Below are 25737 nucleotides of genomic sequence, written 5' to 3'. Positions count from 1 at the left end.
CTCCTGGCCGCCATGCTGTGTCTGCATGCCGGCGTTCTTGCCCAGGAAGCCGTGGTGCAGGTGTCGGCGCCGCGCCTGTATGCGGGCGACAAAATCTCCGTCGATTTTCAGAACGTGGGCGTACGCGCAGCCCTGCACATCCTGGCCGATGCGTCGGGGCAAAACATCATCGCCAGCGACAGCGTGGCGGGCAATGTGACCGTGCGTCTGCGCGACTTGCCGTGGGACCAGGCGCTCGACGTGCTGCTGCAGGCCAAGGGCCTGGACATGCGGCGCAACGGCAACGTGCTGTGGATCGCGCCGCGCGAAGAAATCCTTGCGCGCGAAAAGCTGGAACTGGAACAGCGCGCCCAGATCGCGGAACTCGAACCGTTACAGTCAGCCATTTTCCAGCTCAATTACCAGAAGGCCGAAGCGTTCCGAACCGTGTTCGGCCTCGATGCGGGAGAGGGGCGCAGCCGCTTGCTGTCGCGCCGTGGCAGCGTGCTGATCGAGCCGCGCACGAATCAGCTGTTCGTCACCGACGTGCCGGTGCGCCTGGAGCAGATCCGCCAGCTGATCGCCAAGACGGATATTCCAACGCGCCAAGTGATGATCGAGGCGCGCATCGTCGAGGCGAACGACAGCTTCAGCCGCAACCTGGGCGCGCGCCTGGGTTTTACGGACCAGCGCCTGGCTGCGGGCCAGCTGCCCGGCTTTTCCCTGGGCGGCAGCGGGCGCCGCGCGGCCATCGGCGGCAGCTACCAGGGCGTGGGCGAGGCGACGGGGCAAACGGTGGCAGGCAGCGGCGCTTTCGTGCCGAACACGCAATTCGTCAACTTGCCGGCCGCCAGCATCAACGGTTTGCAGCCGGCCAGCTTCGCCCTGAGCCTGTTTTCGGCGGCCGCCAACCGCTTCCTGAACCTGGAACTGTCGGCGCTGGAAGCGGATGGCCGGGGCAAGATCATTTCCAGCCCCCGCGTGGTGACGGCCGACAAGGTGCTGGCGCTGATCGAGCAGGGTATCGAACTGCCGTACCAGGTGGCCACCAGCAGCGGCGCCACGTCGATCACGTTCCGCAAGGCGAATCTGCGCCTGGAAGTGACGCCGCAGATCACGCCGGACGGCAACGTGGTGCTGGAAGTGGACGTCAACAAGGATAGCGTGGGCCAGGAAACCCGTTCCGGCTTCGCCATCGACACCAAGCACGTGCGTACGCAAGTGATGGTGGAAGACGGCGGCACGGTGGTGCTGGGCGGTATTTATCAGCAATCCGAACGGGGCACGGACAGCAAGGTGCCGATTCTTGGCGACATTCCCGTACTCGGTGTTTTTTTCCGCAGCACGGGCCGCAGTCAAGAAAAAACGGAACTAATGGTGTTTATTACGCCGAAAATAGTGGCAGATCAGCCAGCAACACGTTAATGTCACATCTTTACGTTTAAGTAACAATGCAAACGAAAGCGGACTGATGGCGACTATGCGGAATTTTTCTTTAGGCAATACTTCTTGGAGTGGGGTATCGAACTGGCTGGTCTTGCTGTTCATGAGCACTGTACTGGCCGCGTGTGGCGGCGGTGGCGGCGATCCGACCCTGGGTGTCAAGGATGGCGCGAATGCCGGTGTCGGCAGTGTGGTACTGGTGGTCGGTGCAACAACGATTGTGGCATCGGGCGCGGACGGCACGGAAGTTGTGCTGACGGCAGTGGTGAAAAATCCCGGCAATAATGCCATGGCAGGCCAGACGGTGACCTTTACCGCCAGTTCCGGCACCATCAGCAACACCAGCCGCGTGACGGATGCCAATGGCACGGTGACGGAAAAACTCAGCGTGAAAGGCGATGCGGGCTTGCGCGACATTACCATCAAGGCCAGCAGCAGCGGCGTCGAGTCGGCGCCCGTGGTGGTGAAAGTGGTGCCTGTCACCTCCGGCATTGCCAGCTTGCTGCTGACGTCTTCCGGTGGCACCCTGGCGTCGTCGGGCGGTACCGCCGTCAACATGATCGCCTTTGTCAAAGACGCCAACAATGCCGTCGTGCCCAATGCCAGCGTGACATTCAGTGCCGATTCGGGCGCGCTGGGTGCGACGAAGGTCAATACCAATGCGCAGGGACAGGCACTGGTCAGCCTGAATACGGGGGGCGACGCCAGCTTGCGCACGATCAAGGTCACGGCCAGCGCAGGTGAGCAGACGGCCAGCACGGACATCGGCGTCAGCGGTACCCGGCTGGTTATCAGTGCCTTTTCGACGGTGAATCTGAAGACGAGCACCGACATGGTGGTCAAGCTGGTCGATTCGAGCGGCAATCCCCTCGTTGGCAAGCCGGTGACCTTCAGCGCCCTCAGCAATGCCATCACGGTCAAGGGCGGCGGCGCCAGTCCCGCGCTGACGGACAACAACGGCCAGCTGGTGTTGAGCTACAACGCTCAGGCGGGCAGCAGCGACAGCATCAGCGTCAAGGCGCAAGGTGACAGCGTCGTGTTGCCAATTGCAATTAATGCATCGAACTTCACGATCAATGCCGTGTCGGGAGGCAATGTTGCCTTGGCGACCTTGAACACGAACACCTGCTATGCGGTGACGGTGCATAGCGATGTGGCTGGCGTGCCACAAACGGGCAATGTGCGTTTCAGCACGTCGCGCGGCGCCATCTATCGGGACGCGACCTGCGGCACGCCATTGCAGGCGCCGCTGGCGCTGGTGGGTGGCAATGCCATCGCTTACGTACAGGCCAGCGGCGCCGGCCTGACCGCCCTCACGGCGAAGTACGAAGACAGCGGCGCCTCGGTGCAGTCGGAAGTGGAGTTCGTTGCACCACTGACGGCCCAGGCCACGATCAGCCTGCAAGCCGACCCGGCGGTCATCGGCGCCAATACGGCCGGCAGCACGGCGCAGCGTAGCGCCTTGCGCGCCATCGTGCGCGATGGCACGGCAGAAAACAACCTGGTCAAGAACGCACAGGTGAGCTTCTCGATCCAGACCGACGCCAGCAATGGTTCCCTGAGTTCGCCTTCGCTGGTCTCCACCGATAGCGATGGTGTGGCCACGGTCAGCTACATCGCGGGGCAGGGCACCACCGGTGTCGATGGCGTCGTTGTCAAGGCGCAACTGCAGGGTGTGTCGAGCAATGCGGCCACGGTCAAGCTGACGGTGACGAAAAAATCGCTGTTCATCAGCGCCGGCAGCGGCAATGCGCTCGACGCCTCCGACAGCAGCACCTACCGCAAGACGTATAGCGTGTTTGTGACGGATGCCGCCGGCAACCCCGTGCCGGACGTGATCATCACGGCTGCCGCCTGGCCACGCTATTATTACAAGGGCTATCTGCAATATTCTCAGGCTGCCCAGTCGTGGGTGGTGGCGGCTGCGCTGAAGTGCGACAATGAAGACCGGGACCGCAGTGGCACCTTCAATCCGAATAACGACCTCAATCTGAATGGCCGTCTCGACCCGGGCATTCCGCTCAATCTGTCGACCGGCGGCAAGACCGACAGCTCGGGAACGGCGCTCGTCACCCTGACTTATCCGCGCGACAGGGCCAACTGGCTGGACGTCGAATTGACGATTCGCGGCAATAGTTCCGGGACGGAGGCAACTTATGTCGGTTACACTTTGCTTCCGGGGCTGGCGACGGACTTTAACCGCGTGGATATTTCACCGCCAGGCGTCATTAGTCCGTACGGACAAGCCACTGATTGTCGTAATCCAAATTAACTGTCGCAGCACATGCAAAATCTGTTTTTAGTAGGCCTCATGGGCGCAGGCAAAACCACGATCGGGCGCATCCTGGCCCGCAAGCTGGGCTTGCGCTTTGTCGATTCCGACCACGAAATCGAAGCACGCACGGGAGCGACCATCCCCTGGATCTTTGAAATCGAGGGCGAGGCCAGCTTTCGCCGGCGCGAGGCCGAGGTCATCCGTGACCTGAGCGCCCAGGAAGGCATCGTTATGGCCACCGGTGGCGGGGCCATCCTCAACGCCGACAGCCGCGCCTACCTGAAGGAGCGGGGCACGGTCGTCTACCTGCGCGCCAGCGTCAGCAACATCCTCGCGCGCACCAGCCACGACAAGAACCGCCCCCTGCTGCAGACGGCCGACCCGCGCCGGAAGCTGGAAGAATTGACGGCACAGCGCGAGCCCCATTACATGGAAGTGGCCGACATTGTGATCGACACGGGCCGTCCTAACGTACAATCGATGGTTCAGACCATCCTGATGCAGCTGGCCAGCCTCGAATGCGAGGCCTCGCCCAACTGCGTCATTCATGCAGAGCCTTCGATGAACGAGCAATCCAAAATGTTGTTGAGTGTAGACCTCGACGAACGCAGTTATCCGATCGCCATCGGTCCTGGTCTCCTGGCCGACGCCGATGCGCTGCTGCGCCATATCAGCGGCCACAAGGTGGCCATCGTCACCAATACCACGGTGGCCCCGCTGTACCTGGGCCGCCTGCAGGCGGCGCTGGCCAGCGATGGCCGCGAAGTGATCAGCATCGTCCTGCCGGACGGCGAAGAATATAAAAACTGGGCCAGCCTGATGCAGATCTTCGACGCGCTGCTGGCCAATAAATGCGACCGCAAGACCACCCTGGTGGCGCTGGGCGGCGGCGTGATCGGCGACCTGACCGGCTATGCGGCAGCGAGCTACATGCGCGGCATCGGCTTCGTGCAGGTGCCCACCACCCTGCTGGCGCAGGTCGATTCCTCCGTCGGCGGCAAGACGGGCATCAACCACCCGCTGGGCAAGAACATGATCGGCGCCTTCTATCAGCCGCGCGCCGTGATCGCCGACACCTCGACCCTGGAAACCCTGCCGGCGCGCGAGCTGTCGGCGGGCCTGGCCGAAGTGATCAAGCATGGCGCCATCATCGACGCCGCGTTTTTCGACTGGATCGAGGCGAACATGGCCAAGCTGATGGCGCGCGACAAGGGCGCCCTCGCGTATGCGATCGCCCGCTCGTGCGAAATCAAGGCCGACGTGGTGCGCCAGGACGAACGCGAAGGCGGCTTGCGCGCCATCCTGAATTTCGGCCATACCTTCGGCCACGCCATCGAGGCCGGCCTGGGTTACGGCCACTGGCTGCACGGCGAAGCCGTCGGCTGCGGCATGGTGATGGCGGCCGACCTGTCGTGCCGCATGGGCTATATCGACCAGGCAGCCGTCGAGCGCGTGCGCAAGCTCGTCGCCGCCGCCGGCCTGCCCGTCAAGGCGCCGGACCTCGGTGTCGAGCGCTGGCTGGAACTGATGGAAGTGGACAAGAAGAACGAGGGCGGCGCCATCAAGTTCATCCTCTTGCAACCGCTGGGCAGCCCGAACATCACGTCCGCGCCGCATGAGCTGGTGCTGGCCACCCTGGCCGCCGGAGTGCAATAACATGCTGCCCGAAGACTTCCTCGCTCCCTATGCAGCCCATTCGGCACAGGGGCAGGGACGTCGCTTTGCCGAGGCGCCGCACGCCTCGCGCAGCCAGTTCCAGCGCGACCGTGACCGCATCATCCACTCCTCGGCCTTCCGCCGCCTCGAATACAAGACGCAGGTTTTCCTCAACCACGAGGGAGACCTGTTCCGCACGCGCCTGACGCACAGCCTGGAAGTGGCGCAGGTCGGGCGCTCGATCGCGCGCAACCTGCGCCTCAATGAAGACCTGGTCGAAGCCATCGCGCTCGCGCATGACCTGGGCCACACGCCGTTCGGCCACGTGGGCCAGGACGTGCTCAACGAATGCATGCAGGAGCATGGCGGCTTCGAGCACAACCTGCAAAGCCTGCGCGTGGTCGACACGCTGGAAGAGCACTACGGCGCCTTCGATGGCTTGAACCTGATGTTCGAGACGCGCGAAGGCATCCTGAAACACTGCTCGCTGACGCATGCGCGCGAACTGGGTCCCGTGGCGCAGCGCTTCATCGACCGCACGCAACCGACCCTGGAAGCGCAGCTGACCAACCTGGCCGATGAAATCGCCTACAACAGCCACGATATCGACGACGGTCTGCGTTCCGGCCTGATCACCATCGCCCAGCTGGAAGAGGTGGAATTCTTCGGCCGCCTGTGGCGCGACGTGCAGCAGGCGTTCCCCGGCCTGTCGGGCCGGCGCGCCATCTATGAAACCCTGCGCCGCCTGATCACGGCCCTGGCCGACGATCTGATCGTCACCTCGACCGGCCTGATTGCCGATGCCGCGCCGCGTGATGTGAACGAAGTGCGCGCCAGTGCCCCGCTGATCCGTTTTTCGGACGCCATGCGCAAGGACGCGACGGAACTGAAACGCTTTTTACGGGCCAATCTGTACCGCCACTACCAGGTCAACCGCATGCGCGTAAAGGCCAGCCGCATCGTGCGCGATCTGTACGACAGCTTCATGGCCGAACCGGCCCTGCTGCCGCCCGACTATCAGCTCAAGGATGGCGACGTCACGCAGCAGGCGCGCAAGATCGCCGACTACATCGCCGGCATGACGGACCGCTACGCGATCCGCGAGCATCGCCGGTTGTATTCGCTCGACGAGCTGTAACGGTCACTGCGGGCACTGACCTGCCCGCGCGACGCTGCGTGTCGGGTTACGCCGTGCCGGCTAGCCCGACCTACCAATGCAAGCGGTCATGGGGAATCTGAGGTAGGTCGGATTAGCGCAGCGTAATCCGACATGTCTGCGCGATACCACGACACTTCATGCCAACAATGTTGTCGGATTACGCGCTGGCGCGCCTCGGCGGCCCCGCTAATCCGACCTACTCCGCATTGTCGATCCTGTCAATTGGCATGATCATCTAGGTCCCCGCACGATCACCCCAATACCCCCGCAGCGCCTTCTTTTCTATCATGGCAGCAAGTCAACAAGGGCTTGCCGCCCATCGTCAAGGAGAGTGTCATGATTGAATCGCGCCGCAGTTTCTTGCGCGCCTTGCCAGCCGTAACCATCGGGGCGGCCATCGCGCCGCTGCCAAGCAAGGCGGCCACCAAGGGCGAAGGCGGCCAGCGCTGGGCGATGGTGGTCGATGTGCAGAAGTGCATCGGCTGCCAGGCTTGCACGGTCTCCTGCATCATGGAAAACGCCGTGCCGGAAAACAGCTTCCGCACCGTCGTCTCGACCTATGAAGTCAAGGAAGAGAACCGCTGCGGCACCTACATGCTGCCGCGCCTGTGCAACCACTGCGCCAATCCTCCCTGCATTCCCGTCTGTCCCGTGGGCGCCACCTTCCAGCGCAAGGATGGCGTCGTCGTCGTCGATGGCGACCGCTGCGTGGGCTGCGCCTATTGCGTGCAAGCGTGTCCGTACGACGCGCGCTTCATCAACCACGAGACGGGCAAGGCCGACAAATGCACGTTCTGCGCACACCGCGTCGACGAAGGCTTGCTGCCGGCCTGCGTGGAAACCTGCGTGGGCGGCGCGCGCATCTTCGGCGACCTCAATGACCCGGAAAGCCTGGTGCACCAGCTGCTCACCGAGAACAAGGTGAAGGTACTGAAACCCGAGCAGGGCACCCAGCCCCACGTGTTTTATTTGGGACTGGACACGCGCTTCGCCGGCCACGTCGAAGGCGAAGCGACTCTTTGGCAACCGAGCAAACACGGGAAATAAACCATGGACAGCCACATCACCGAAATTGTCAACGTCACGCGCGAAGCGGCATGGCTGCCGTGGGCGGTGCAGTATTTTTTCCTCATCGGCCTCAGTTACGGCAGCTTCATGCTGACCTTGCCGTACTTCGTCTTCGGCCGCAAGGCGTATGAACGCCTGGGGCGCATCGCGCTGCTGGCGTCCCTCGTGTGCGGCATGACGGCGCCCGTGGCGCTGCTGGCCGACCTGCATGGGCCGGGCCGCTTCTACCATTTCTATATCTACTTCCAGCCGCAATCGTGGATGTCGTGGGGCTCGTTCTTTATTCCCCAGTATCTGGGTTGCCTGATGCTGTACGCGTGGCTGGCGCTGCGCGTGGATTTTGCCACGCGGGGGCAGTGCCAGGACCGCCTCGCCTTTGCCTATCGCCTGCTGGGGCGCGGTGGCGCCGCTTCCCTGCGCGCCATCCGCATCGCCGCCGCTTGCACCTTGCTGGCCGCCTTTGCCGTGGGCTTGTACACGGGGATGGAAGTGATGGTGGTGCGTGCCCGTCCCCTGTGGTTCACGCCCTTCCTGCCGGCGCAATTTGCGGCCACAGCCTTTGTCGGAGCGGTGGGCCTGGCGCTGCTGTTCAACCGCTTCCTGCCGGGCCGCGACAAGGCGCTGGAAGTATCGCTGAACCGCGCGCTGGCCCTGTCGCTGGCGCTGGTGCTGGCACTGGGCGGCGGCTGGCTGTTCGTCAGTCTCTCCGGCGTGAGCGCCAGCCACAGTATGGCATTTACCCAGGTGGCGGGCATGCCGCAATGGCAGTTCACGGCTGTCTGGGCCGTGCTGTCGTCCATCGTGCCGATGGCCCTGGCCATCTGGCGCCCTGCCAGCAGTGGCCTGGTCAACGGCCTGATCGCGCTGCATAGCGCATGGATGATGCGCTGGACGATTTTCATCGGCGGCCAGACGATCCCGAAAACGGGCGCCGGCCTGTACGACTACCACCTGCCGATGGGGAACGACGGCTTGATGGGGATTATCGGCACGGCCGGCCTGTGGATTGCGCTGCTGTTGCTGATGCTGGAATTTTTGCCATGGGCCGGACGCGTCGTCGCTGCACGCAACCGTCCCGCCATGGCCACGCACTGAGGAGTTAGAAATGAACGAACGCACAAACAACGACGACCGTAACGATGACCCTGAAGACGACAATGAAAAGCGCCGCAAGCTGCTGCGCTATGGCGCCATCGGCGGCGGCCTGGCCGCGTTTGCCGCCAGCTTTTCCACCACGGCCGGCCGCATGGTCGACCACGCGCTGGGTAACGATAAACCTGTGCAGAAACTGCACGGCAATTCGCTGCCGCCCGAGTTTTCCGTCGACACGGCCACGGGCAAGCTGACCGTCAATCCTGACCAGCAGGTCAGCTACACCATGTGCATGGGCTGCACCACGTTTTGCGGCGTGCGCGTGCGCCTCGATAAAAAAAGCGGCAAAGTCTTGCGCGTGGCCGGTAATCCGTACAGCCCCCTGTCGGCCGATCCGGCGCTGCCATATCAAACGTCGATACGCGACAGCTTTGTGTCGCTGTCGCGCTTCCAGGAAAAGGGCTTGAAAGGCCGCTCGACGGCTTGCGGTCGCGGCAACGGCGTGCTGGAACAGATGGAGTCGCCGTTCCGCGTGCTGGCGCCCATGAAGCGCGTAGGGCCGCGCGGCGGCGGCCAGTGGGAGCCGATCGCCTTTGATCAATTGGTCAAGGAAGTGACGGAAGGCGGCGACCTGTTTGGCGAAGGCCATGTGCAGGGGCTGCGCGCCTTGCGCGAGCTGGAAAAACCGATCGATCCGGCGCAGCCGGAACTGGGCCCGCAAGTCAATCAGGTGGGCCTGATGTGCAGCACGGACGATGGCCGCCTGGCGTTCGGCACGCGCTTTTTCAAGCAGTCGTACGGCAGTCTGAACCTGGTCAACCACGGCTCGTATTGCGGCGGCGCCTACCGCAGCGGCTCGGGCGCCATGTTCGGCGACATGAAGAAAATGCCGCATGCGAAAGTGGACCTGGAAAACACGGAGTTCTGCATTTTCGTCGGCACGGCGCCGGGCAATGCGGGCAACCCGTTCAAGCGCCAGGGCACCCTGATCGCCAAGGCCCGTTCGGGCAAGCGCGAATTCAGCTACGTCGTCGTCGACCCCGTGCTGACGAATGCCGACAGCCTGGCCGCGGGCGACCGCAGCCGCTGGGTGCCGATCAAGCCGGGTACGGACGGCGCGCTGGCCATGGCCATGATCCGCTGGATCATCGAGCACGAACGCTATGACCGTAACTTCCTCGTGCAGCCGAACCTGAAGGTGGCGGAAGCGGCGGGCGAGGCCGCCTGGTGCAACGCCACGCATTTGATCATCAACGAAAAGGGCCATCCGCGCGATGGCCGCTACCTGCGCGCGTCGGACATCGGTGCGGTGGAACTGGCGGAAGAAGAGCGCTACAAGGATGGTGACGCCTTCTGCGTGATCGACGCCGTCACGCAAGCCATCGTGCCGCACAATGCGGCCAAGGGCGAGGGACGGCTATTCTTCGATGGCCCGCTGGACGTGGCCGGCGCGCCGCTGCACCTGAAGACAGCGATGACGATGCTTAACGAGGAAGCGCAGCGCCATAGCATGGATGACTACGCGGCCGCCTGCGGCATGGCGCGCGACATCATCGAAGGGCTGGCGCAGGAACTGACCAGCCACGGCAAGCGCGCGGCCGTCAATGCGCATGGCGGCATGATGTCGGGTGCCGGCTTTTACAACGCGTATGCGTTGGTCATGCTCAATACCCTGATCGGCAATTTGAACCGCAAGGGCGGCACCCTCGTCAATGGCGGCAGCTTCAAGGATGCGGGACCCGGTCCGCGCTACAACCTCGAGAGTTTCGACGGCGAGATCAAGGCGGCCGGCATGCCGATCGGGCGCAATGTCCCGTATGAAAAAACCTCGGAATTCAAGCTGAAGAAAGAAGCGGGCAAGGCGTATCCGGCCAAGGCGCCGTGGTATCCGAACGCGCCCGCGCTGGCCACAGAATGGCTGACCAGCGCCATGAACGGCTATCCGTATACCTTGAAGGCGCTGATACTGTGGAGCTGCAATCCCGTCTACGGCATCACGGGCTTGCGCGCGCAGATCGGCAAGGAGCTGGCCGATCCGAAGAAGATTCCCCTGATCGTCGCCATCGACCCCTTCATCAATGAAAGCTCGGCGTTTGCCGACTACCTGCTGCCCGATACTTTGCTGTATGAAAGCTGGGGCTGGGCCGGTGCCTGGGGCGGCATGCCCGTCAAAATGAGCACGGCGCGCTGGCCCGTGGTCGAACCGCGCGTGCAGAAAACGCCGGACGGCCAGACCATCTGCATGGAATCGTTCTTCATCGCGCTGGCAAAAACGATGGCCTTGCCCGGCTTCGGCCCGGACGCCTTGCAAGACATGGATGGCCAGCGCTTCCCCCTGCAGCGGGCGGAAGACTGGTATCTGCGCGGTGGCGCCAACATCGCCTGGCAAGGAAAAACGTCCGTGCCTGACGCGAGCGACGACGATATCGACCTGTCCGGCGTGGTGCGCATCCGTTCCGAGCTGGAACGTACCCTGAAGCCGGAAGAATGGCGCAAGGTGGCCTTCATGCTGGCGCGGGGAGGGCGCTACCAGAGCTATGGCGAGATGTTCGGCCTGCGCCTGCCGCCGCCCGCGAACGCCAAGGCGCCGGGAGTACCTGCACCCGTGACCGACGAATCGCCGTATCCGCAGGACTGGTCCACGCACCGTTACCTGAAACCGATGATGCTGTACAACGAGGGCCTGGGCGTGAGCAAGAACAGCTTGAGCGGCAAGCGTTTTCCCGGCACGCCCGCGTGGCGAGTGGCGGCGTTTGCCGATGGCACGCCCGTGCGCAAGGCCTATCCGGCCAGCGAATGGCCGTTCGAACTGATCAGCTTTAAATCGGCGTTGCAAAACTCGTACAGCATCGGCGCGCGGCGCTTGCGCGGCATCCATCCGGACAACCCGGTCGCCGTGCACCCTGACGATGCGGCCCGCTTGAAGCTGCAAAATGGCGACGTGATTTACCTGGAAACGCCGGGCGGCAAGGCCAGGGCCACGGTGATGCTGCGCCATGGCGTGCAGCGCGGCGTGATCGCCATCGAACACGGTTTTGGCCACAAGGAGCACGGTGCGCGCGCCCACCGCATTGGCAAGTCGCGCCAGCCCGACGAACCGGCCATCGGCGCCGGCATCAATCTGAACGACCTGGGCTTGACGGATCCGAGCCGCGGCGACAAGAACGTGTTTGTCGATCCCGTTTCGGGCACGGCGGTGCGGCAGGGGCTGCCGGCGCGGATTATTCGTTGAGAAGCAGGCTCGAACCTTTTACCCCAAGGTAGTAACGGCCGGGGTCAGACCCGGCGGGTCTGACCCCGGTTAAATTTCCCCACCCGCCATCAGCAGCCGGGCCACCTCGGCTGCTGAATGCAGTCCCAGTTTTTCCATCGTGTTATGGCGGTGCACCTGCACCGTCTTGTCGCTGATGCCCAGTTCGCGGGCGATGACTTTCGACGCTTTGCCTTCGGCCATCAGCAGCGCCACTTCGCGCTCGCGCGCCGTCAATGTCGCCAATGCTGCCTGTGCCGTATTTGTGCTGGCGGCGCTGCGGCTTTCTTCCACGCTGCGGGCCACGGCGCGCGAGACGGCGTCCAGCAGCACCTGGTCCTTGCATGGTTTTTCCAGAAAATCGCAGGCGCCTGCCTTCATCGTTTGCACGGCCATGGCCAGGTCGCCGTGGCCGCTGAGGAAAATCACGGGCAGCGCGACGGCATGGCGCACCAGTTCCTGTTGCAGTTCCAGCCCGCTCATCAAAGGCATGCGCACGTCGAGCAGCAAGCAGCCGGGCGCATGGCCTTCGTAGCGCTGCAGGAAATCGCGCGCCGACTCGAACGTCTGCACTTGCCAGCCGGCCGAATCGAACAGATAGGCCAGCGAGCGGCGCATGGCGGCGTCGTCGTCGACGACAAAGATGATCGCATCGCTTTCATTCATGGTGTTTCCTTTTGTATTTCCTTGTGCGCTTCCATACCGGTATCTTCGGGCAGACGGAACCAGACCGTCAAGCCTGGCGCATCGGCGTTGGCGTGGGCCGACAGGCTGCCGCCGAACGATTCGATGATGCTTTTGCTGAGCGACATGCCCAGTCCCAGGCCTTCGGCCTTGGTGGTAAAGAACGGTTCGAACAATCGCGCCATCTGCGCCGCAGGCAGGCCGCAGCCCGCGTCGCGCACGGCCACCGTGCACGCGCCGTTTTCACGGTGCAGCAGCACGCCGATCGGATGCTGCGGATTGCCGTTTTCCACCTGCGCATCGAGCGCATTTTTCAGCAGATTGAGCAGCACCTGCTGCACTTGCTGCGGGTCGGCCAGCACGTGCGCCTTGAGATTGCTGCCTTCGTGGGTCCAGCTGATATGGGCGTGCGGGTGGGCCGCGCTGAACAGCGATACTGCTTGCTCGACGGCGCCGGCCAGGGCGAAAGCCGTGCTGTGCGCGGGACGCTTTTGCGCCATCGCGCGGATGTGGCGGATGATGGCACCCGCGCGCTCGCTTTGCGTGGCGATTTCCTGCGCGCCGTCGAGCAGGGGCGCCGCGTCGAGCCGGCCGGCCGTGATGCGGCGCGCCATGCCGCGCGCGAAATTGCCGATGGCCGCCAGCGGCTGGTTCAATTCGTGCGCGATGGCGCTGGCCATTTCGCCCAGGATCGCCAGGCGCGCCGTGTGGTCGAGCGTGGCCTGGCGCTGGCGCGCCTGTTCTTCCAGCGCGCGCTGCTGGTGCTGGGCCGCGCGCAATTGCTCCGTGCGCCGGCTGACCAGGTATTCCACGCGCACCGTGTGCACGGCCCAGGCGACCAGCAGGGCCAGCACCAGCAGCATCCAGCCCCAGTAGCGGCGCAGCGCCGTCTCGAACGTCAGCTTGTCCAGATAGGCGTAGGGGCCGATGCGCAAGTCGCGGAACAGTTCATCGACGATCTGGTAATCGCTGGGTACCGTCCAGCTGTAGCCTTCACCGGTGCGCGGCATGGCCAGCAGGGCTTGCGCCACTTTTTTCGCCAGCGCGGGCGGCGTCTGGCGCAGGGCCACGAAGGGCCAGTCCGGATACAGCCGCGACGAGCTGGCGCAGCGAAAACCGGGAATCGGGCGCGTCGTGATCACGCGCAATTCCTCGGCGCGTACTTCGCCGCGTGTCACCATCTGTTCGAGCAGGCAAGTGCGCACGATGCCCGCATCCATGCGGCCGGACCGCACGGCGTCGACGATCTGCTGCGAGGGAAAGCCGCTGTAGCGCAGGCTGGCAAAATCGTGCGTGGGATCGATGCCCGCTTCGCGCAGTTCGCGCGCGGCGATCTGGTAGCCGCCAAAAGCGTCGGGCGCCACGGCCATCACGTTCTTGCCCGCCAGGTCGGCCAGGTCATGCAGCGGTGATGCGCTGCGCACGACGATGGCCGAGCCGATGGCCTGGCGCGGCGAGTCCGTCCATGGCGATTCCAGGGTGGCGATGCGGCTGGCGCCGTCGCTGTGTTCGAGCGCCACGTAGTGGCCGCTGCTGGTGATGGCGAAGGCGATCGCTTGCGATTGCACGGCGCGCGTCAGGCCCGCCTGGTCGTAGTCGGCCAGGATGAAACGGATGCCTGGAATGCTGGCCTGCAGGTGGCGCGTCACGTACGACCAGTCCTGCTGCACGGCGTCGCCGCCCTTGTAGGCGAGTACGCCTATTCTGACTTCCGGCAGCGCCGTGTCGGCCTGCACTGGCGAGAACAGGATCGCCAGCGCCAGTACGGCAAGCCTGCGCACTAGAACATGCTGCGCTGCGCCGAACGCGCATCGCCGAACAGGTCCAGCAGCAGTTTCTTGATGGGGGCGGGCAGCGGCGCGTCCGCGATTTTCGCGCCGTCGTACCAGACGTGCGTCGCTTCCCCGGCCAGCGCCAGACGGCGTGCCACGGTGATGCGGCAGGGGACGATGTGCAGCTTGTAGTGGGTGAAGACGTGGACGATGGGCAGCAGCCGTTCCTGCGATTCGATTTCGCCGAAAGGCGCCACGGCGCGCGCCAGCGCATCCTGGTCGATGTCGCGCGGACAGTCCTCGCCGGCCAGCACGTGGCCATCGAGTTCGGGCAGGGACAGCAAGCCGCCCCAGATGCCCGAGCCGGGACGCTGCTCCAGCAGCACCTGGCCATCGTCGATGATGACGAGCATGACGGCGTGTTTTTCCGGGCTGGTTTTCTTCGGTTTGCGCACCGGCAGATCCTTGGTGCGGCCGGTGGCGTAGGCCACGCAGCGCGGCTGCAAGGGGCAGCGGCCGCAATCGGGGCTGCTGCGCGTGCACAGGGTGGCGCCGAAGTCCATCAAGCCCTGCGTATAGGCTTCGATACCGGTTTCAGGCAGCAGCGTTTCGGCGCGGCGCCACATGGCTTCCTCGACCCGTTTTTCGCCGGGATAGGCATCGATGCCAAACGTGCGCGCGAACACGCGCTTGACGTTGCCATCCATGATGGCAGCGCGCGTGCCGCTGGAAAACGCGGAGATGGCGGCGGCCGTCGAGCGGCCGATGCCGGGCAGGTCGGCCAGCAGGGCCGGGTCGCTGGGGAACACGCCGTCGTATTCGGCCACCACGCGCTGCGCGCACTTGTGCAGGTTGCGCGCCCGCGTGTAGTAGCCTAGGCCGCTCCACTGCGCCATCACGTCTTCGACGGGCGCGCTAGCGAGGTCGCGCAGGGTGGGGAAGCGTTCGAGGAAGCGCGCGTAGTAGCCGAGGACGGCGGTGACCTGCGTTTGCTGCAGCATGATTTCGGACAGCCAGATCAGGTAGGCATCACGCGTGTTTTGCCAGGGCAGCGCGTGGCGGCCATGCTGCTTTTGCCAGGCGATGACGGTGGCGGAAAAAGTCGGGTCGACATAATCTTCAAAAGGTGCCATGCCCGTGGCGGGCGAGAGCGGGTGCAGCAAACGTTTCATGCAGGATTCCAGTGTTCTGTTGTCTATGTTGCGCTGGCCGCGCGCAAAGTGGCAAGTAATTGCGCCAGCTGCGCCTTGTCGCGTTCGAGTGCCGCCAGGCTGGCCTCGAAGCCGGCGATTTTCTGTTCCAGGCTGCCCGTGGCGTCATGGATGCGCTGGATCGAGGCGAAGCGCAGTTTCAGCTGTTCCTTGTACTCGACGATCTGCGCTTCGAGCGGCGCCATGATGACTTTCAGCCAGGCGCTGGCGTCGTCATTGGCGTTGGTGAAACTGCGGCGCACGCGCGAGGCGATGGTGTCGAAGAATTTTTCCATCAGCACGACGCGGCTGGTGGTGAGCAGGGTCGCCGTGCCGAACTGCTTATGGTAGACGGCTTCGATGTCGGCGATCTCCTGGCGGTAGCGGGCCAGCGAAAACGGCATCGGCAAGGCCAGCGCCAGGCCATGTTCGGAGGCGAATTTGCGGTACATCACGTTCATCATTTCCGTGATCTCGGCCGTCTTGCCTTCCGAGCGGTCCAGGTTGCTGGCGATGCGCTCGAAATACTGGCGCACGGCTTCGCGCAGGCCCGTGAAAAAGCGGCTGCGTTGCATGGCCGCGCGCACGCCGTCGATATCGTCGCGCACGATGTCCATGCCCAGGCTCGTATAGAGTTCCGTCGACAGGCGGGTAAACACGGCGCGCGTCGCCTGCAGCTTGAACAGGCTGCTGTCGAATTCCTTCTTCTCGATATCGATGCGCCGCATCATGTGGGCGATCACGCTCTGGTTCTTGCCGCGCAGGCTGTGCAGCTCGTGCAGCTGCTCGGCGATGCCGCGCGCGCGGGCCGCCGCCTGCACCTGCTGCGCCGCCTCGATGGCGTCCAGGTCGAATGCCAGCTGGCGCCGGATGATGTCCTTGCGCGCGGGGATCAGCTCCTCGAACAGGGCCGTCTCCAGCGGCAGCAATCGGCTCTTTTCCAGCAGCGCCGCATCGTCGTTGATCTTGCCCACCAGAGCCTTTTGCGCGGAGACGGGGAACACCTGGCTCGCGTCCAGTGTCAACAGATGCGCCACGCTGGCCTGCTGGCGTTCGATCGCCTGCGCCACCTCGGCATCGCCGCGCAATTCGTCCCACATGCTGTCGATCTTGTTGAGCACCACCAGGCGCCCCGCACCCGCGCCGATATGGTTGCGCCATACCTCGATATCGCTGCGCGTGACGCCCGTGTCGGCCGCCAGGATGAACAGCACCGCGTGCGCATTCGGGATCAGGTTCAGGGTCAGTTCCGGTTCCGTGCCGATGGCGTTCAAGCCCGGCGTGTCGAGGATCACCAGGCCCTGTTTCAGCAGCGGATGGGGGAAGTTGATGATGGCGTGGCGCCACATGGAGATTTCCACCTGGCCGTCCTCGTCGAGCATGGCGGGAGCATCCGCGTCGTCGGCGTCGTACAGGCCGTAGCGCGCCGCTTCCTCGACGCTGACTTTTTTCGTCAGGCTGACCTGGCGGATCGCTTCCTGCATGTCGCCGCCCGCCTCTATATTCAGGGGCAGGACGGTCCAGGCGGCGGGCAGGTCGCGGTAGTCGCTGGTCGACAGGTTCTGCGCGCGCGTCTCGATGGGCAGCAGCCGGATCGATGGCGGCCAGGCCGCGTCGTACAGCAGCTCGGTGGGACACATGGTGGTACGTCCCGCGCCCGATGGCAGGATGCGCTGGCCGTAGCCGGCAAAGAAGATGGCGTTGATCAGCTCGGATTTGCCGCGCGAGAATTCCGCCACGAAGGCGACAGATAAACGGTCATCGAGCAGACGGGAACCACAGCGCGCCAGGCGCAGCGCGGAGGCGCCGTCGACCAGGCCTGCCGCGCTGGCGGCTTGCCGGTATGCCTGCAAGGCGGCCTGCACGTCCTGCCGCCATGCGCTGTATTGTTCCAGGTCTCTGACCATCTGACTCCCTTTACCGATGACTTACTTTTGACAATTCACGCAGTAGAACGTGGAACGCTGTCCTTGCACGATCTGGCGGATAGTCGCGCCGCACACGCGGCAGGGCTTGCCCGCGCGGTTGTACGTGAAATACGTCTGCTGGAAGTAGCCGGACTGGCCGTTCACGCCGATGAAGTCGCGCAGGGTGCTGCCGCCTTGCACGATGGCTTCGGCCAGTACGTCGCGGATCGCTTGCGCCAGTTTCTCATATCGGGCCAGGCCGATGCGCCGCGCTGGCGTCTTCGGGTTGATCCCCGCGCGGAACAGGCTTTCGGAACAATAAATATTGCCCACGCCGACGACGATGTCGCCCGCCATCAGCACCTGCTTGATGTTGGTGCCCTTGTTGCGCGTTTTTTCGAACAGCAGCTGGCCCGTGAAGCCGCCTTCCAGCGGTTCCGTGCCGAGTCCCCGCAGCAGCGCGTGGCCGTCCAGCGGGCCGTCGGCCTCGTCGTGCCACAGCACGGCGCCGAAGCGGCGCGGATCCGTCATGCGCAGTACCTGGCTGCCGCCGTCGGCGTCTTCCACGACGAGGTCGAAATGGTCGTGCTTTTGCGCTTCCGTCCCCGTCGGCAGCACGCGCAAATGGCCCGACATGCCCAGGTGGATGATCAGAGTGCCGTGGCGGAAGTGGATCAGCAGGTATTTGCCGCGCCGCCCCGTCAGGCCGATGGTTTGCCCCGACAATTGTTCGCCCAGGGCAGGGGGGAAGGGCCAGCGCAAGCCGTCGCGGCGCAGCACGACGGAGCGCACGGCGCGCCCTTCGAGGTGGGGCGCGACACCGCGCCGTGTGACTTCGACTTCTGGCAATTCTGGCATAGGGCTCGAATGGTTGAAAACCGGGTAAAAAACAGGCGGCTTGCCGGCCGAGGGCTGGCCTTGGCAGGCTACGCCGGCACGACGTATATATTTCGTTACATACGTGAAGTACGCGATAGCCGCGTTGGGCGTAGAATCAAACTTTGCCGTTTAGCCAGGATCAGCCTTTGAAAAACGCTTTCGCCATTGTAACCTTGTCCGCCCTGATGGCCACGCATGCCATGGCACAGACGCCTGTCGCCCCTGCCGATGTCGCGGCCAGCCCCGCTGCGTCCGCGCCCGCCGCACCGCAGGAAGAGGGCGCCGAGTCCAAGGCGGACGCCAAGGCGGATGGCTTGCCCAAGGTCGAATTGAGCAGCGACTTGCTGTACAAGCTGACCCGCGCAGAAATGGAATTCAAGAGCGGCCAGTGGCAAGGGCCGTACGTGACGATGATGGTGGCGGCGCAGCAGACGCGCGACCCGCGCCTGGCGCGCCGCGCTTCCGAAATGGCGCTGGCCGCCAAGCAGGGCAGCGAAGCGCTGGCGGCCATCCGCCTGTGGCGCGAGCTGGCGCCCGACTCGGACGAGGCGACGCAGTTCTTCCTCGGCTTCGTCGTCCTGACGGACAAGATCGAAGAAGCGGAACCGATCTTCGCCGAGCGCCTTGCCAATGCGCCGCAGGGCGCACGGGGCGTGGCCCTGTTCCAGATGCAGCAGATTTTGTCGCGCTCGAATGACAAGCTGTATGCCTATTCGATGGTGACGCGCCTGGTGCAGCCTTACCTGGACATGTTCGAAGCGCACCTGGTGCTGGCGCAGGGCGCCTTGTCGCTCGGCGAGCGTGAGCGCGCCATCGGCGAAGCGAACAAGGCGCTGGCCATCAAGCCGAACTCCGAACTGGCCGCGCTGACCCTGGCGCAGGTGACGGGCGAACCTGAGGCGGCAAACAAGGTGCTGGCCACGTTCCTGCAAAAGAATCCGGACGCCGTCGAAGTGCGCGGCGCGTATGCGCGCCTGCTGGTCGAGCAGAAGCAGCTGGAGCCGGCGCGCGAGCAATTCCTGCTGCTGCTGAAAAGCCAGCCCGATAACGTGGGCGGCCTGTACGCGCTCGGCATCGTGGCGCTGCAGCTGGAAGACACCAAGGGCGCGGAGCAGTACTTCAAGCGCTTCCTGGCCGTGCTGGAGAAAAATCCTGGCGACACGCGCGATCCGTTCAAGGCCCTGATGATACTGTCGCAGATCGCCGAGACGCGCGGCGACACGGCCGGCGCCATCGCCTGGCTGGACAAGGTCGACAACAGCGCGTCGGGCGGCTATGTCGAGGCGCGCTTGCGGCGCGCCCAGCTGATCGCCCGCGGCGGCAATCTCGATGCGGCGCGCAAGGCGCTGACGGAAATTGAAACGGACGATCCGGCAAGCCAGGCGCAGGTGCTGCTGGTCGATGCGCAATTCCTGCGCGACGCCGGCTACGTGCAAAGCGCGTACACGGTGATGGAAAACGCCTTGCTGCGTTTTCCCGACAATCCGGAACTGCTGTACGACTACGCCTTGCTGGCCGAGCGCCTGGACAAGTTCGAGCTGATGGAAGCGAGCCTGCGCCGCGTGATGGCGCTGGCGCCCGACAACCAGCACGCGTACAACGCGCTCGGTTATTCGCTGGCCGAACGGGGCCTGCGCCTCGAGGAAGCCCATGCGCTGATCGAGAAAGCGTTGCAGATGGCGCCCGGCGATCCATTCATCATGGACAGCATGGGCTGGGTGCAATTCCGCATGGGTAACCTGGCCGCTGCGGAAAACGCGCTGCGCCGCGCCTATGCCGTGCGCAGCGATCCGGAAATCGCCGTCCACCTGGGCGAAGTGCTGTGGCAGAAGGGCGACAAGGCCGAAGCGCAAAAGCTGTGGCGCGAGGCCCAAAGCAAGGACCCGAAAAACGATGCGCTGAAAAGTACGCTGGCGCGCTTGAATGTCAGTTTGTGATTGAATCGATTAACTAAACTATAAAACCAGCGCCATGGCGCTGGTTTTTCCTTGTGCCCATGTTGAAAAAACTCCTCCCTCTCACGCTCGTCTGCCTGTCCCTCTCGGCCTGCTCGACCCTGACTTCCCCATTCTCGTCCGGCGCCGCGCCATCCGGTCAAACTGTCGCGCCCTACCGCGACCAAGTCGAACTGACGGGCCGCCTGAACGTCGTGTACCAGAAGGATGACAAACCGGAATCGGCCACCGTCAATTTCAACTGGCAGCAGACGGCGCAGCGCACGGACGTGACCCTGTATTCGCCCGTCGGCAGCACGCTGGCGACGATCGCCGTCACGCCGCAGCAAGCCGTGTTGACGCAAAGCGGCAAGGCGCCGCGCAGCGCGCCCGATGTCGATGCCCTGAGCGCGCAGATGCTGGGCTGGTCCTTGCCCGTGTCGGGCTTGCGCGACTGGCTGCAAGGCCATGCTGTGGGTGCCGACGGCAAGCGTTTCGTCGCTTCGCCGGCCAACGACAGCGTGACGACCAAGGACGGCTGGCGCTTGCGCTATGTGTCGTGGCAAGAAGTAGGGCAAAATGCGGCCGACAATACACCGGGCGCCTTGCCCCAACCGCGGCGTATCGATGCCGAACGCAATGCCAGCGCGCAGGCCGATGCCGTCTCGCTGCGCATCGTGCTCGATCCCGCTCCATCGGCTCAAGCACAATGACGTTGACTACCCTGAATAACTGCCCGGCCCCGGCCAAGCTGAACCTCTTTTTGCACGTCAACGGCCGCCGTGCCGACGGCTACCATCTGCTGCAGACGGTGTTCCAGTTGCTCGACCATGGCGACACCCTGCACTTCGCGCTGCGCGACGACACGGCGATCCGCCGCGTGACGGCGCTCGCCGGCGTGCCGGAGGAGCACGACCTGATCGTCCGCGCCGCGACACTGCTGCAGGCCGAAGTGCTGCGCCGCACGGGCGCCTTGCCGCGCGGCGTCGATATCGCCATCGACAAGGTGCTGCCCATGGGCGGGGGCCTCGGTGGCGGTTCGTCCGACGCGGCGACGGCCCTGATGGCCTTGAACCGCCTGTGGCAGGCGGGTTTGAGCCGCGAGGAATTGATGGCGCTGGGCTTGCCCCTGGGCGCCGACATCCCGTTTTTCATCTTTGGCGAGAATGCCTTTGCCGAAGGTGTGGGCGAGGCTTTGCAGCCCGTCGCCACGCCCGAGTGCTGGTATGTCGTGATCGAGCCTGGCGTGCAAGTGCCGACCGCCGCAATTTTTTGCGCGGAAGGCTTGACGAGAAATACCGAATCCGTCACAATAGCGGACTTTTCCAGGTACCTCGCAGAAGGAAACGATGCGGGCGGGTTTGGTAAGAATGATCTACAGCAAGTGGCATGCAGTCTTTTCAAGCCGGTAGCAGATGCGGTAGAATGGCTGAGTGCTTACGGTGAGGCCAGGATGACTGGCTCCGGTGCTTGTGTGTTCAGTGCGTTTGGCAGTCAGGAAGAAGCGGATGCGGTGCTCAGCAATGTGCCACCAGTCTGGATCGCCTGGAAGGCAAAAGCGCTGAATCGCCACCCGATGCTCACGATGTTGTAAAGCAAAGTAGGCAGCAAAAAAAGATTTTGCTTAGCGTCAAATAGTCGGTATAATACTGGCCAACATGACGGCAAGCAGTCAGTAACGTAGGGGAATCGCCAAGCTGGTTAAGGCACTGGATTTTGATTCCAGCATGCGAAGGTTCGAATCCTTCTTCCCCTGCCACACTTTCACCGTAGTCTGTCGATGCGAAGTTGGCGTCCAGTACGGGAAAAAGCAGATGTGCCGCCACGCGGCATATTCTAAACATGACTGACCGGGCCTATGCCCGGTTAGTGCTTTTCAAGACTTCTATATCACCTCTTGGGACTCCCATGGCTTACGAAAACCTGATGGTTTTTACCGGCAACGCGAATCCAGCGTTGGCAGAGGGGGTCGCAAAAAACCTCGGCATCCCTCTCGGTAAAGCAAACGTTTCGAAATTCTCCGACGGCGAAGTAATGGTCGAGATTAACGAAAACGTACGCGGCAAGGACGTTTTTGTTTTGCAATCCACCTGTGCTCCAACCAACGACAGCCTGATGGAAATCATGCTGATGGTTGATGCCTTGAAACGTGCTTCCGCTGGCCGCATCACCGCCGCGATTCCTTACTTCGGCTACGCCCGCCAAGACCGTCGTCCACGCTCCGCGCGTGTGGCGATTTCGGCCAAGGTGGTGGCGAACATGCTGGAAGAAGCCGGTGTCGAGCGCGTCCTGATCATGGACTTGCACGCTGACCAGATTCAAGGTTTCTTCGATATTCCAGTCGACAATATTTACGCTTCGCCAATTTTGCTGGGCGACCTGCAAAAGAAAAACTACCAGGATCTGTTGGTGGTGTCGCCGGACGTCGGCGGTGTGGTACGTGCGCGCGCCCTGGCAAAACGCCTGGGCTGCGACCTGGCCATCATCGACAAGCGTCGTCCAAAAGCGAACGTGTCCGAAGTGATGAACATCATCGGTGAAGTCGAAGGCCGCAACTGCGTGATCATGGATGACATGGTCGACACGGCAGGCACCTTGACCAAGGCTGCCGAAGTGCTCAAAGAGCGCGGCGCGAAAAAAGTCGTGGCGTATTGCACGCACGCGGTGCTGTCGGGCCCGGCGATCGACCGTATTTCGGCCTCGCCACTCGATGAGCTGGTCGTGACCGATACGATCCCCCTGTCCGAAGCGGCCCTGGCCTGCGGCAAGATCCGTCAATTGACGTGCGCGCCGCTGCTGGCCGAGACGTTCAAACGCATCATCAAGGGTGACTCCGTCATCTCGCTGTTCATCGACTGATTCGATCAGCAGTAACAGACGTAATGCCTGCGGCGCGACCGGCTTTTTGCCTGTTGCGCCGCAGTGTTTTAATTTTCGGGGTGTTTTGCACCCCATTTCCGAGGATTCCTGGTCGCGGGCATCCTCATAACACAAGGCGCAAGCCTTGTTCTTCTTGGAGTTTCACATGAAAGTTATCGCATTTAAACGCGAATTGCAAGGTTCCGGAGCGAGCCGCCGCCTGCGCATTTCCGGCCAAACCCCTGGTATCGTCTACGGTGGCGCTGAAGCCCCTGTGCTGATCTCGCTGGATCACAACGCCCTGTACCACGCGTTGAAAAAAGAAGTGTTCCACTCGTCGATCCTGGATCTGGAAATCGACGGCGTTTCCCAGCAAGTTCTGTTGCGCGACTTCCAAGTCCACGCATACAAACAACTGGTTCTGCACGCTGACTTCCAGCGCGTTGACGCTAAGCAAGCTATCCACGTGAAAGTGGCGCTGCACTTCGTCAACGCTGACGTTTCCCCAGCAGTCAAACTGCACGGCGCGACCATCAGCCACGTAGCCAACGAAATCGAAGTTTCGTGCCTGCCAGGCCAACTGCCAGAATTCATCAACGTTGACCTGTCGAACATCGACGTCGGTCACTCGCTGCACGTTGGCGACCTGGTTCTGCCAGCTGGCGTGACCGCAGTCACCCACGGCGCCAACCTGACCATCGCTACCGCTTCGGTACCGGCTGGCCACGTTGCTGCTGAAGCCGCTGCTGCTGAAGTTGTTGCTGACAAGAAGTAATTTTGCCGCCGCAGCAATGCGGTAGTCGCAAGGAAAAACCCGCCAGGTTCGCCGCGCGGGTTTTTTTCTGCCTGTTTTCACCGATAATGCTTTCTTTTACATTGCAGACACAGCCATGCCCATACGCCTGATCGTCGGCCTCGGCAACCCGGGACCCGAATACGAACAAACCCGCCACAATGCCGGCTTCTGGCTGGTGGACAATCTTGCCAACAGCCTGCCCGGCACGCGCTTGCAGCGCGACTCGCGCTATAACGCCATGCTGGCCAAGACCTCCATCGGCGGCAACGAAGTCTGGCTGCTCGAACCGCTGACCTTCATGAACCGCTCGGGCCAGTCCGTGGGCGCGCTGGCGCGCTTCTTCAAGATCGCCGCCGATGAAGTGCTGGTCGTGCACGACGAACTCGATCTGATGCCCGGCATCGCGCGCCTGAAAAAAGGCGGATCGGCCGGTGGCCACAATGGCTTGAAAGACATCACGGCCGCGCTGGGCACGCAGGATTACTGGCGCTTGCGCCTGGGCATCGGCCACCCGCGCACCCTGAGCCTGCAGCAGCAGGTGGCCGACTTCGTGCTGCACCGCCCGCGCCGCGAAGACCAGGAGCTGATCGAGCAAGCGATCGACAAATCCTTGCAGGTGATGCCGCAGATCGTCGAAGGCAAGTTCGAGGCCGCGACCATGAAACTGCATACCGCCTAGTTATTTTCCTGCCTGGCCGAAGCCGGCCATGATGGTTTTCGCCATCTGCTGCTGGCTGGCTTGGGCGCTGCTGCCCTCGCCCGCGTTGGCGGCGATCAGCAAGCCGTCGCCGCTGCCGGGCGCCAGCGCGATCAGCGCGTGCCAGTAGCCGTTCGAGCCCAGGTGGGTGAGCACACGCTGCGGCGCTTGCGGTGGGAAATGCATCACGCCCCAGCCCAGGGCCGCATTCGTGTCGCCCTGCGCCGTGTGCAGCAAGATATACGTTTCCCGTTTCAGCAGCTTGCCCTTGCCTTGTTCGCCGTGCAGTTGATCGAGCGCAAACTTGGCCCAGTCAGCCATGCTCAGGTGAATCTCTCCATCGGGCGCCATCATCAGCGGATTGCTGGCCATCAAGCCGGCAATCGGCTTGTTCTCCTGATGCCCCAGATTTTGCCCGCGCACGGTGGGGCCGAACGCGGCCCGCATGCCCAGCGGGCCGAACACTTCGGCCTGCATCAGTTCCTCATACGTCTTGCCCGTGGCCCGCTCGGCAATGGCGGCGGCGATCATGGCGCCGCTGTTCGAGTAGTGCGATTCGCCGCGCGGCGTGGCCACCGGCGCGTCGGCCAGCGCGCGCTGCGCGTATTCCTGGCGCAGCAGCGGCAAGGCGCGCGTGTCCGCGTAGGTGGAATTGATCCACGCCTCGTCGGGATTGGGCGGCAGGCCGGCGCGGTGCGACAGCAGATCCATCAGGTTGACGTCGCGGTACTCGGCGCGCATGCCGCCAGCCAGCGCGGGCAGCATGCGCGACAGCGGCGCATCCCACGACAGCACGCCCCGTTCCACCAGCCGCGCGATCAGGGACACCGTCATGGCCTTGCCGTCGGAGCCGATATTCCACACATCATCGGCGCGCACGGCATCGTGGCCATCATTGGCGCGCACGCCAGCTTGCGCCTGCGCATCGATCTTGCCGTCGCGGATCACGAGTATGGCCATGGCCGGCACGCTCTTGTCTGCCAGCGCCTGCTGCAGCATGGCGTTCAAATCATGGGCGCGGGCGGCGCCGCTGAGCAAAAAGGCGGTGCTGCAAACGAGCGAGGCAAGCAGGGTTTTCATGGTGTCTCCAGTCTATA

Annotated in this window: 18 protein-coding genes, 1 tRNA gene and 1 pseudogene; 14 read left to right on the top strand and 6 right to left on the bottom strand. The window is 63.5% G+C overall.

What is annotated here, in order from left to right:
- Positions 1-78: 78 nt before the first annotated feature.
- The 7 genes and pseudogenes from ACQ4WO_RS21250 to ACQ4WO_RS21220 form a co-directional block, all read left to right on the top strand.
- Positions 79-1404, top strand: a pseudogene (locus ACQ4WO_RS21250) (type IV pilus secretin PilQ); the annotation flags it as partial.
- A gap of 121 nt (positions 1405-1525) precedes the next feature.
- The gene (locus ACQ4WO_RS21245; protein WP_436483160.1) at positions 1526-3694 is read left to right on the top strand and encodes an Ig-like domain-containing protein; all 2169 of its coding nucleotides are present in this window, start codon (positions 1526-1528) and stop codon (positions 3692-3694) included.
- A 39-nt stretch (positions 3695-3733) separates the two neighbouring features.
- On the top strand, positions 3734-5353 hold the full coding sequence (aroKB, locus tag ACQ4WO_RS21240) for a bifunctional shikimate kinase/3-dehydroquinate synthase AroKB (protein ID WP_166446223.1): 1620 nt from the start codon (positions 3734-3736) through the stop codon (positions 5351-5353).
- Positions 5313-6491 (top strand): deoxyguanosinetriphosphate triphosphohydrolase, encoded by a 1179-nt coding sequence (locus ACQ4WO_RS21235; RefSeq protein WP_436483157.1) that lies wholly within the window; start codon positions 5313-5315, stop codon positions 6489-6491. Before aroKB ends, ACQ4WO_RS21235 begins: the two co-directional genes overlap by 41 nt.
- A 357-nt stretch (positions 6492-6848) precedes the next feature.
- Positions 6849-7559, top strand: a complete 711-nt coding sequence (dsrO, locus tag ACQ4WO_RS21230; RefSeq protein WP_051991383.1) for a sulfate reduction electron transfer complex DsrMKJOP subunit DsrO — start codon at positions 6849-6851, stop codon at positions 7557-7559.
- A 3-nt stretch (positions 7560-7562) separates the two neighbouring features.
- Positions 7563-8675, top strand: coding sequence for an NrfD/PsrC family molybdoenzyme membrane anchor subunit (gene nrfD, locus ACQ4WO_RS21225; protein ID WP_436483155.1), 1113 nt, complete (start codon positions 7563-7565; stop codon positions 8673-8675).
- Positions 8676-8685: 10 nt separating this feature from the next.
- A complete protein-coding gene (locus tag ACQ4WO_RS21220) occupies positions 8686-11904 on the top strand; it encodes a molybdopterin dinucleotide binding domain-containing protein (RefSeq protein WP_436483153.1) in 3219 nt (1072 codons plus the stop codon).
- Between the two features lie 69 nt (positions 11905-11973).
- Here ACQ4WO_RS21220 and ACQ4WO_RS21215 read toward each other — a convergent pair whose 3' ends face one another.
- From ACQ4WO_RS21215 to mutM, 5 genes are read right to left on the bottom strand one after another with little or no spacing between them, the layout of a single operon-like run.
- Positions 11974-12588 carry a response regulator transcription factor gene (locus ACQ4WO_RS21215; protein ID WP_436483152.1) on the bottom strand — a complete coding sequence of 205 codons (615 nt, stop codon included), beginning with the start codon at positions 12586-12588 and terminating at the stop codon, positions 11974-11976.
- Positions 12585-14387 (bottom strand): sensor histidine kinase, encoded by a 1803-nt coding sequence (locus ACQ4WO_RS21210; RefSeq protein WP_436483150.1) that lies wholly within the window; start codon positions 14385-14387, stop codon positions 12585-12587. Before ACQ4WO_RS21210 ends, ACQ4WO_RS21215 begins: the two co-directional genes overlap by 4 nt.
- Entirely contained in the window at positions 14387-15550 is a 1164-nt protein-coding gene (gene mutY / locus ACQ4WO_RS21205) for an A/G-specific adenine glycosylase (RefSeq protein ID WP_436483148.1), read from the bottom strand. Before mutY ends, ACQ4WO_RS21210 begins: the two co-directional genes overlap by 1 nt.
- Before the next feature lie 23 nt (positions 15551-15573).
- Positions 15574-17475, bottom strand: a complete 1902-nt coding sequence (locus ACQ4WO_RS21200) for a dynamin family protein (protein WP_046681686.1) — start codon at positions 17473-17475, stop codon at positions 15574-15576.
- A 21-nt stretch (positions 17476-17496) separates the two neighbouring features.
- Complete coding sequence (mutM, locus tag ACQ4WO_RS21195; protein ID WP_219330174.1) at positions 17497-18333, bottom strand: bifunctional DNA-formamidopyrimidine glycosylase/DNA-(apurinic or apyrimidinic site) lyase; 837 nt, start codon at positions 18331-18333, stop codon at positions 17497-17499.
- Between the two features lie 167 nt (positions 18334-18500).
- Between mutM and ACQ4WO_RS21190 the strand changes: the two genes are divergently transcribed.
- From ACQ4WO_RS21190 to pth, 7 genes are all read left to right on the top strand, one after another.
- Positions 18501-20291 (top strand): tetratricopeptide repeat protein, encoded by a 1791-nt coding sequence (locus ACQ4WO_RS21190; RefSeq protein ID WP_436483145.1) that lies wholly within the window; start codon positions 18501-18503, stop codon positions 20289-20291.
- A 59-nt stretch (positions 20292-20350) separates the two neighbouring features.
- Positions 20351-21001: an outer membrane lipoprotein LolB gene (locus tag ACQ4WO_RS21185; protein WP_436483143.1), complete on the top strand. Its 651-nt coding sequence runs from the start codon at positions 20351-20353 to the stop codon at positions 20999-21001.
- Positions 20998-21882 (top strand): 4-(cytidine 5'-diphospho)-2-C-methyl-D-erythritol kinase, encoded by an 885-nt coding sequence (gene ispE / locus ACQ4WO_RS21180; RefSeq protein ID WP_436483141.1) that lies wholly within the window; start codon positions 20998-21000, stop codon positions 21880-21882. The genes ACQ4WO_RS21185 and ispE overlap by 4 nt, the downstream gene beginning before the upstream one ends.
- An 88-nt stretch (positions 21883-21970) precedes the next feature.
- Positions 21971-22047: transfer RNA gene (locus ACQ4WO_RS21175), tRNA-Gln, on the top strand.
- A gap of 149 nt (positions 22048-22196) precedes the next feature.
- Entirely contained in the window at positions 22197-23147 is a 951-nt protein-coding gene (locus ACQ4WO_RS21170) for a ribose-phosphate pyrophosphokinase (protein ID WP_034753270.1), read from the top strand.
- Positions 23148-23313: 166 nt separating this feature from the next.
- Positions 23314-23922, top strand: a complete 609-nt coding sequence (locus ACQ4WO_RS21165) for a 50S ribosomal protein L25/general stress protein Ctc (RefSeq protein WP_128141099.1) — start codon at positions 23314-23316, stop codon at positions 23920-23922.
- Positions 23923-24037: 115 nt separating this feature from the next.
- Entirely contained in the window at positions 24038-24622 is a 585-nt protein-coding gene (gene pth / locus ACQ4WO_RS21160) for an aminoacyl-tRNA hydrolase (RefSeq protein WP_034753275.1), read from the top strand.
- Here pth and ACQ4WO_RS21155 read toward each other — a convergent pair whose 3' ends face one another.
- Positions 24623-25720: a serine hydrolase domain-containing protein gene (locus tag ACQ4WO_RS21155; protein ID WP_436483139.1), complete on the bottom strand. Its 1098-nt coding sequence runs from the start codon at positions 25718-25720 to the stop codon at positions 24623-24625.
- Between the last annotated feature and the right edge of the window lie 17 nt (positions 25721-25737).

The sequence above is a fragment of the Janthinobacterium aestuarii genome (genome assembly GCF_051380835.1).
Classification (GTDB): domain Bacteria; phylum Pseudomonadota; class Gammaproteobacteria; order Burkholderiales; family Burkholderiaceae_D; genus Janthinobacterium; species Janthinobacterium aestuarii.
The sequence above is the reverse complement of the archived record's forward strand: the minus strand, read 5'-3'. Positions and strand labels throughout refer to the sequence as shown.

What these genes read in the sequence shown, in the direction of transcription:
- ACQ4WO_RS21245 (WP_436483160.1), top strand. Translation starts at nt 1,526, where the DNA reads ATGAGCACTGTACTGGCCGCGTGTGGCGGCGGTGGCGGCGATCCGACC.
- aroKB (WP_166446223.1), top strand. Translation starts at nt 3,734, where the DNA reads ATGGGCGCAGGCAAAACCACGATCGGGCGCATCCTGGCCCGCAAGCTG.
- ACQ4WO_RS21235 (WP_436483157.1), top strand. Translation starts at nt 5,313, where the DNA reads ATGAGCTGGTGCTGGCCACCCTGGCCGCCGGAGTGCAATAACATGCTG.
- dsrO (WP_051991383.1), top strand. Translation starts at nt 6,849, where the DNA reads ATGATTGAATCGCGCCGCAGTTTCTTGCGCGCCTTGCCAGCCGTAACC.
- nrfD (WP_436483155.1), top strand. Translation starts at nt 7,563, where the DNA reads ATGGACAGCCACATCACCGAAATTGTCAACGTCACGCGCGAAGCGGCA.
- ACQ4WO_RS21220 (WP_436483153.1), top strand. Translation starts at nt 8,686, where the DNA reads ATGAACGAACGCACAAACAACGACGACCGTAACGATGACCCTGAAGAC.
- ACQ4WO_RS21215 (WP_436483152.1), bottom strand. Translation starts at nt 12,588, where the DNA reads ATGAATGAAAGCGATGCGATCATCTTTGTCGTCGACGACGACGCCGCC.
- mutY (WP_436483148.1), bottom strand. Translation starts at nt 15,550, where the DNA reads ATGAAACGTTTGCTGCACCCGCTCTCGCCCGCCACGGGCATGGCACCT.
- ACQ4WO_RS21200 (WP_046681686.1), bottom strand. Translation starts at nt 17,475, where the DNA reads ATGGTCAGAGACCTGGAACAATACAGCGCATGGCGGCAGGACGTGCAG.
- mutM (WP_219330174.1), bottom strand. Translation starts at nt 18,333, where the DNA reads ATGCCAGAATTGCCAGAAGTCGAAGTCACACGGCGCGGTGTCGCGCCC.
- ACQ4WO_RS21185 (WP_436483143.1), top strand. Translation starts at nt 20,351, where the DNA reads ATGTTGAAAAAACTCCTCCCTCTCACGCTCGTCTGCCTGTCCCTCTCG.
- ispE (WP_436483141.1), top strand. Translation starts at nt 20,998, where the DNA reads ATGACGTTGACTACCCTGAATAACTGCCCGGCCCCGGCCAAGCTGAAC.
- ACQ4WO_RS21170 (WP_034753270.1), top strand. Translation starts at nt 22,197, where the DNA reads ATGGCTTACGAAAACCTGATGGTTTTTACCGGCAACGCGAATCCAGCG.
- ACQ4WO_RS21165 (WP_128141099.1), top strand. Translation starts at nt 23,314, where the DNA reads ATGAAAGTTATCGCATTTAAACGCGAATTGCAAGGTTCCGGAGCGAGC.
- pth (WP_034753275.1), top strand. Translation starts at nt 24,038, where the DNA reads ATGCCCATACGCCTGATCGTCGGCCTCGGCAACCCGGGACCCGAATAC.
- ACQ4WO_RS21155 (WP_436483139.1), bottom strand. Translation starts at nt 25,720, where the DNA reads ATGAAAACCCTGCTTGCCTCGCTCGTTTGCAGCACCGCCTTTTTGCTC.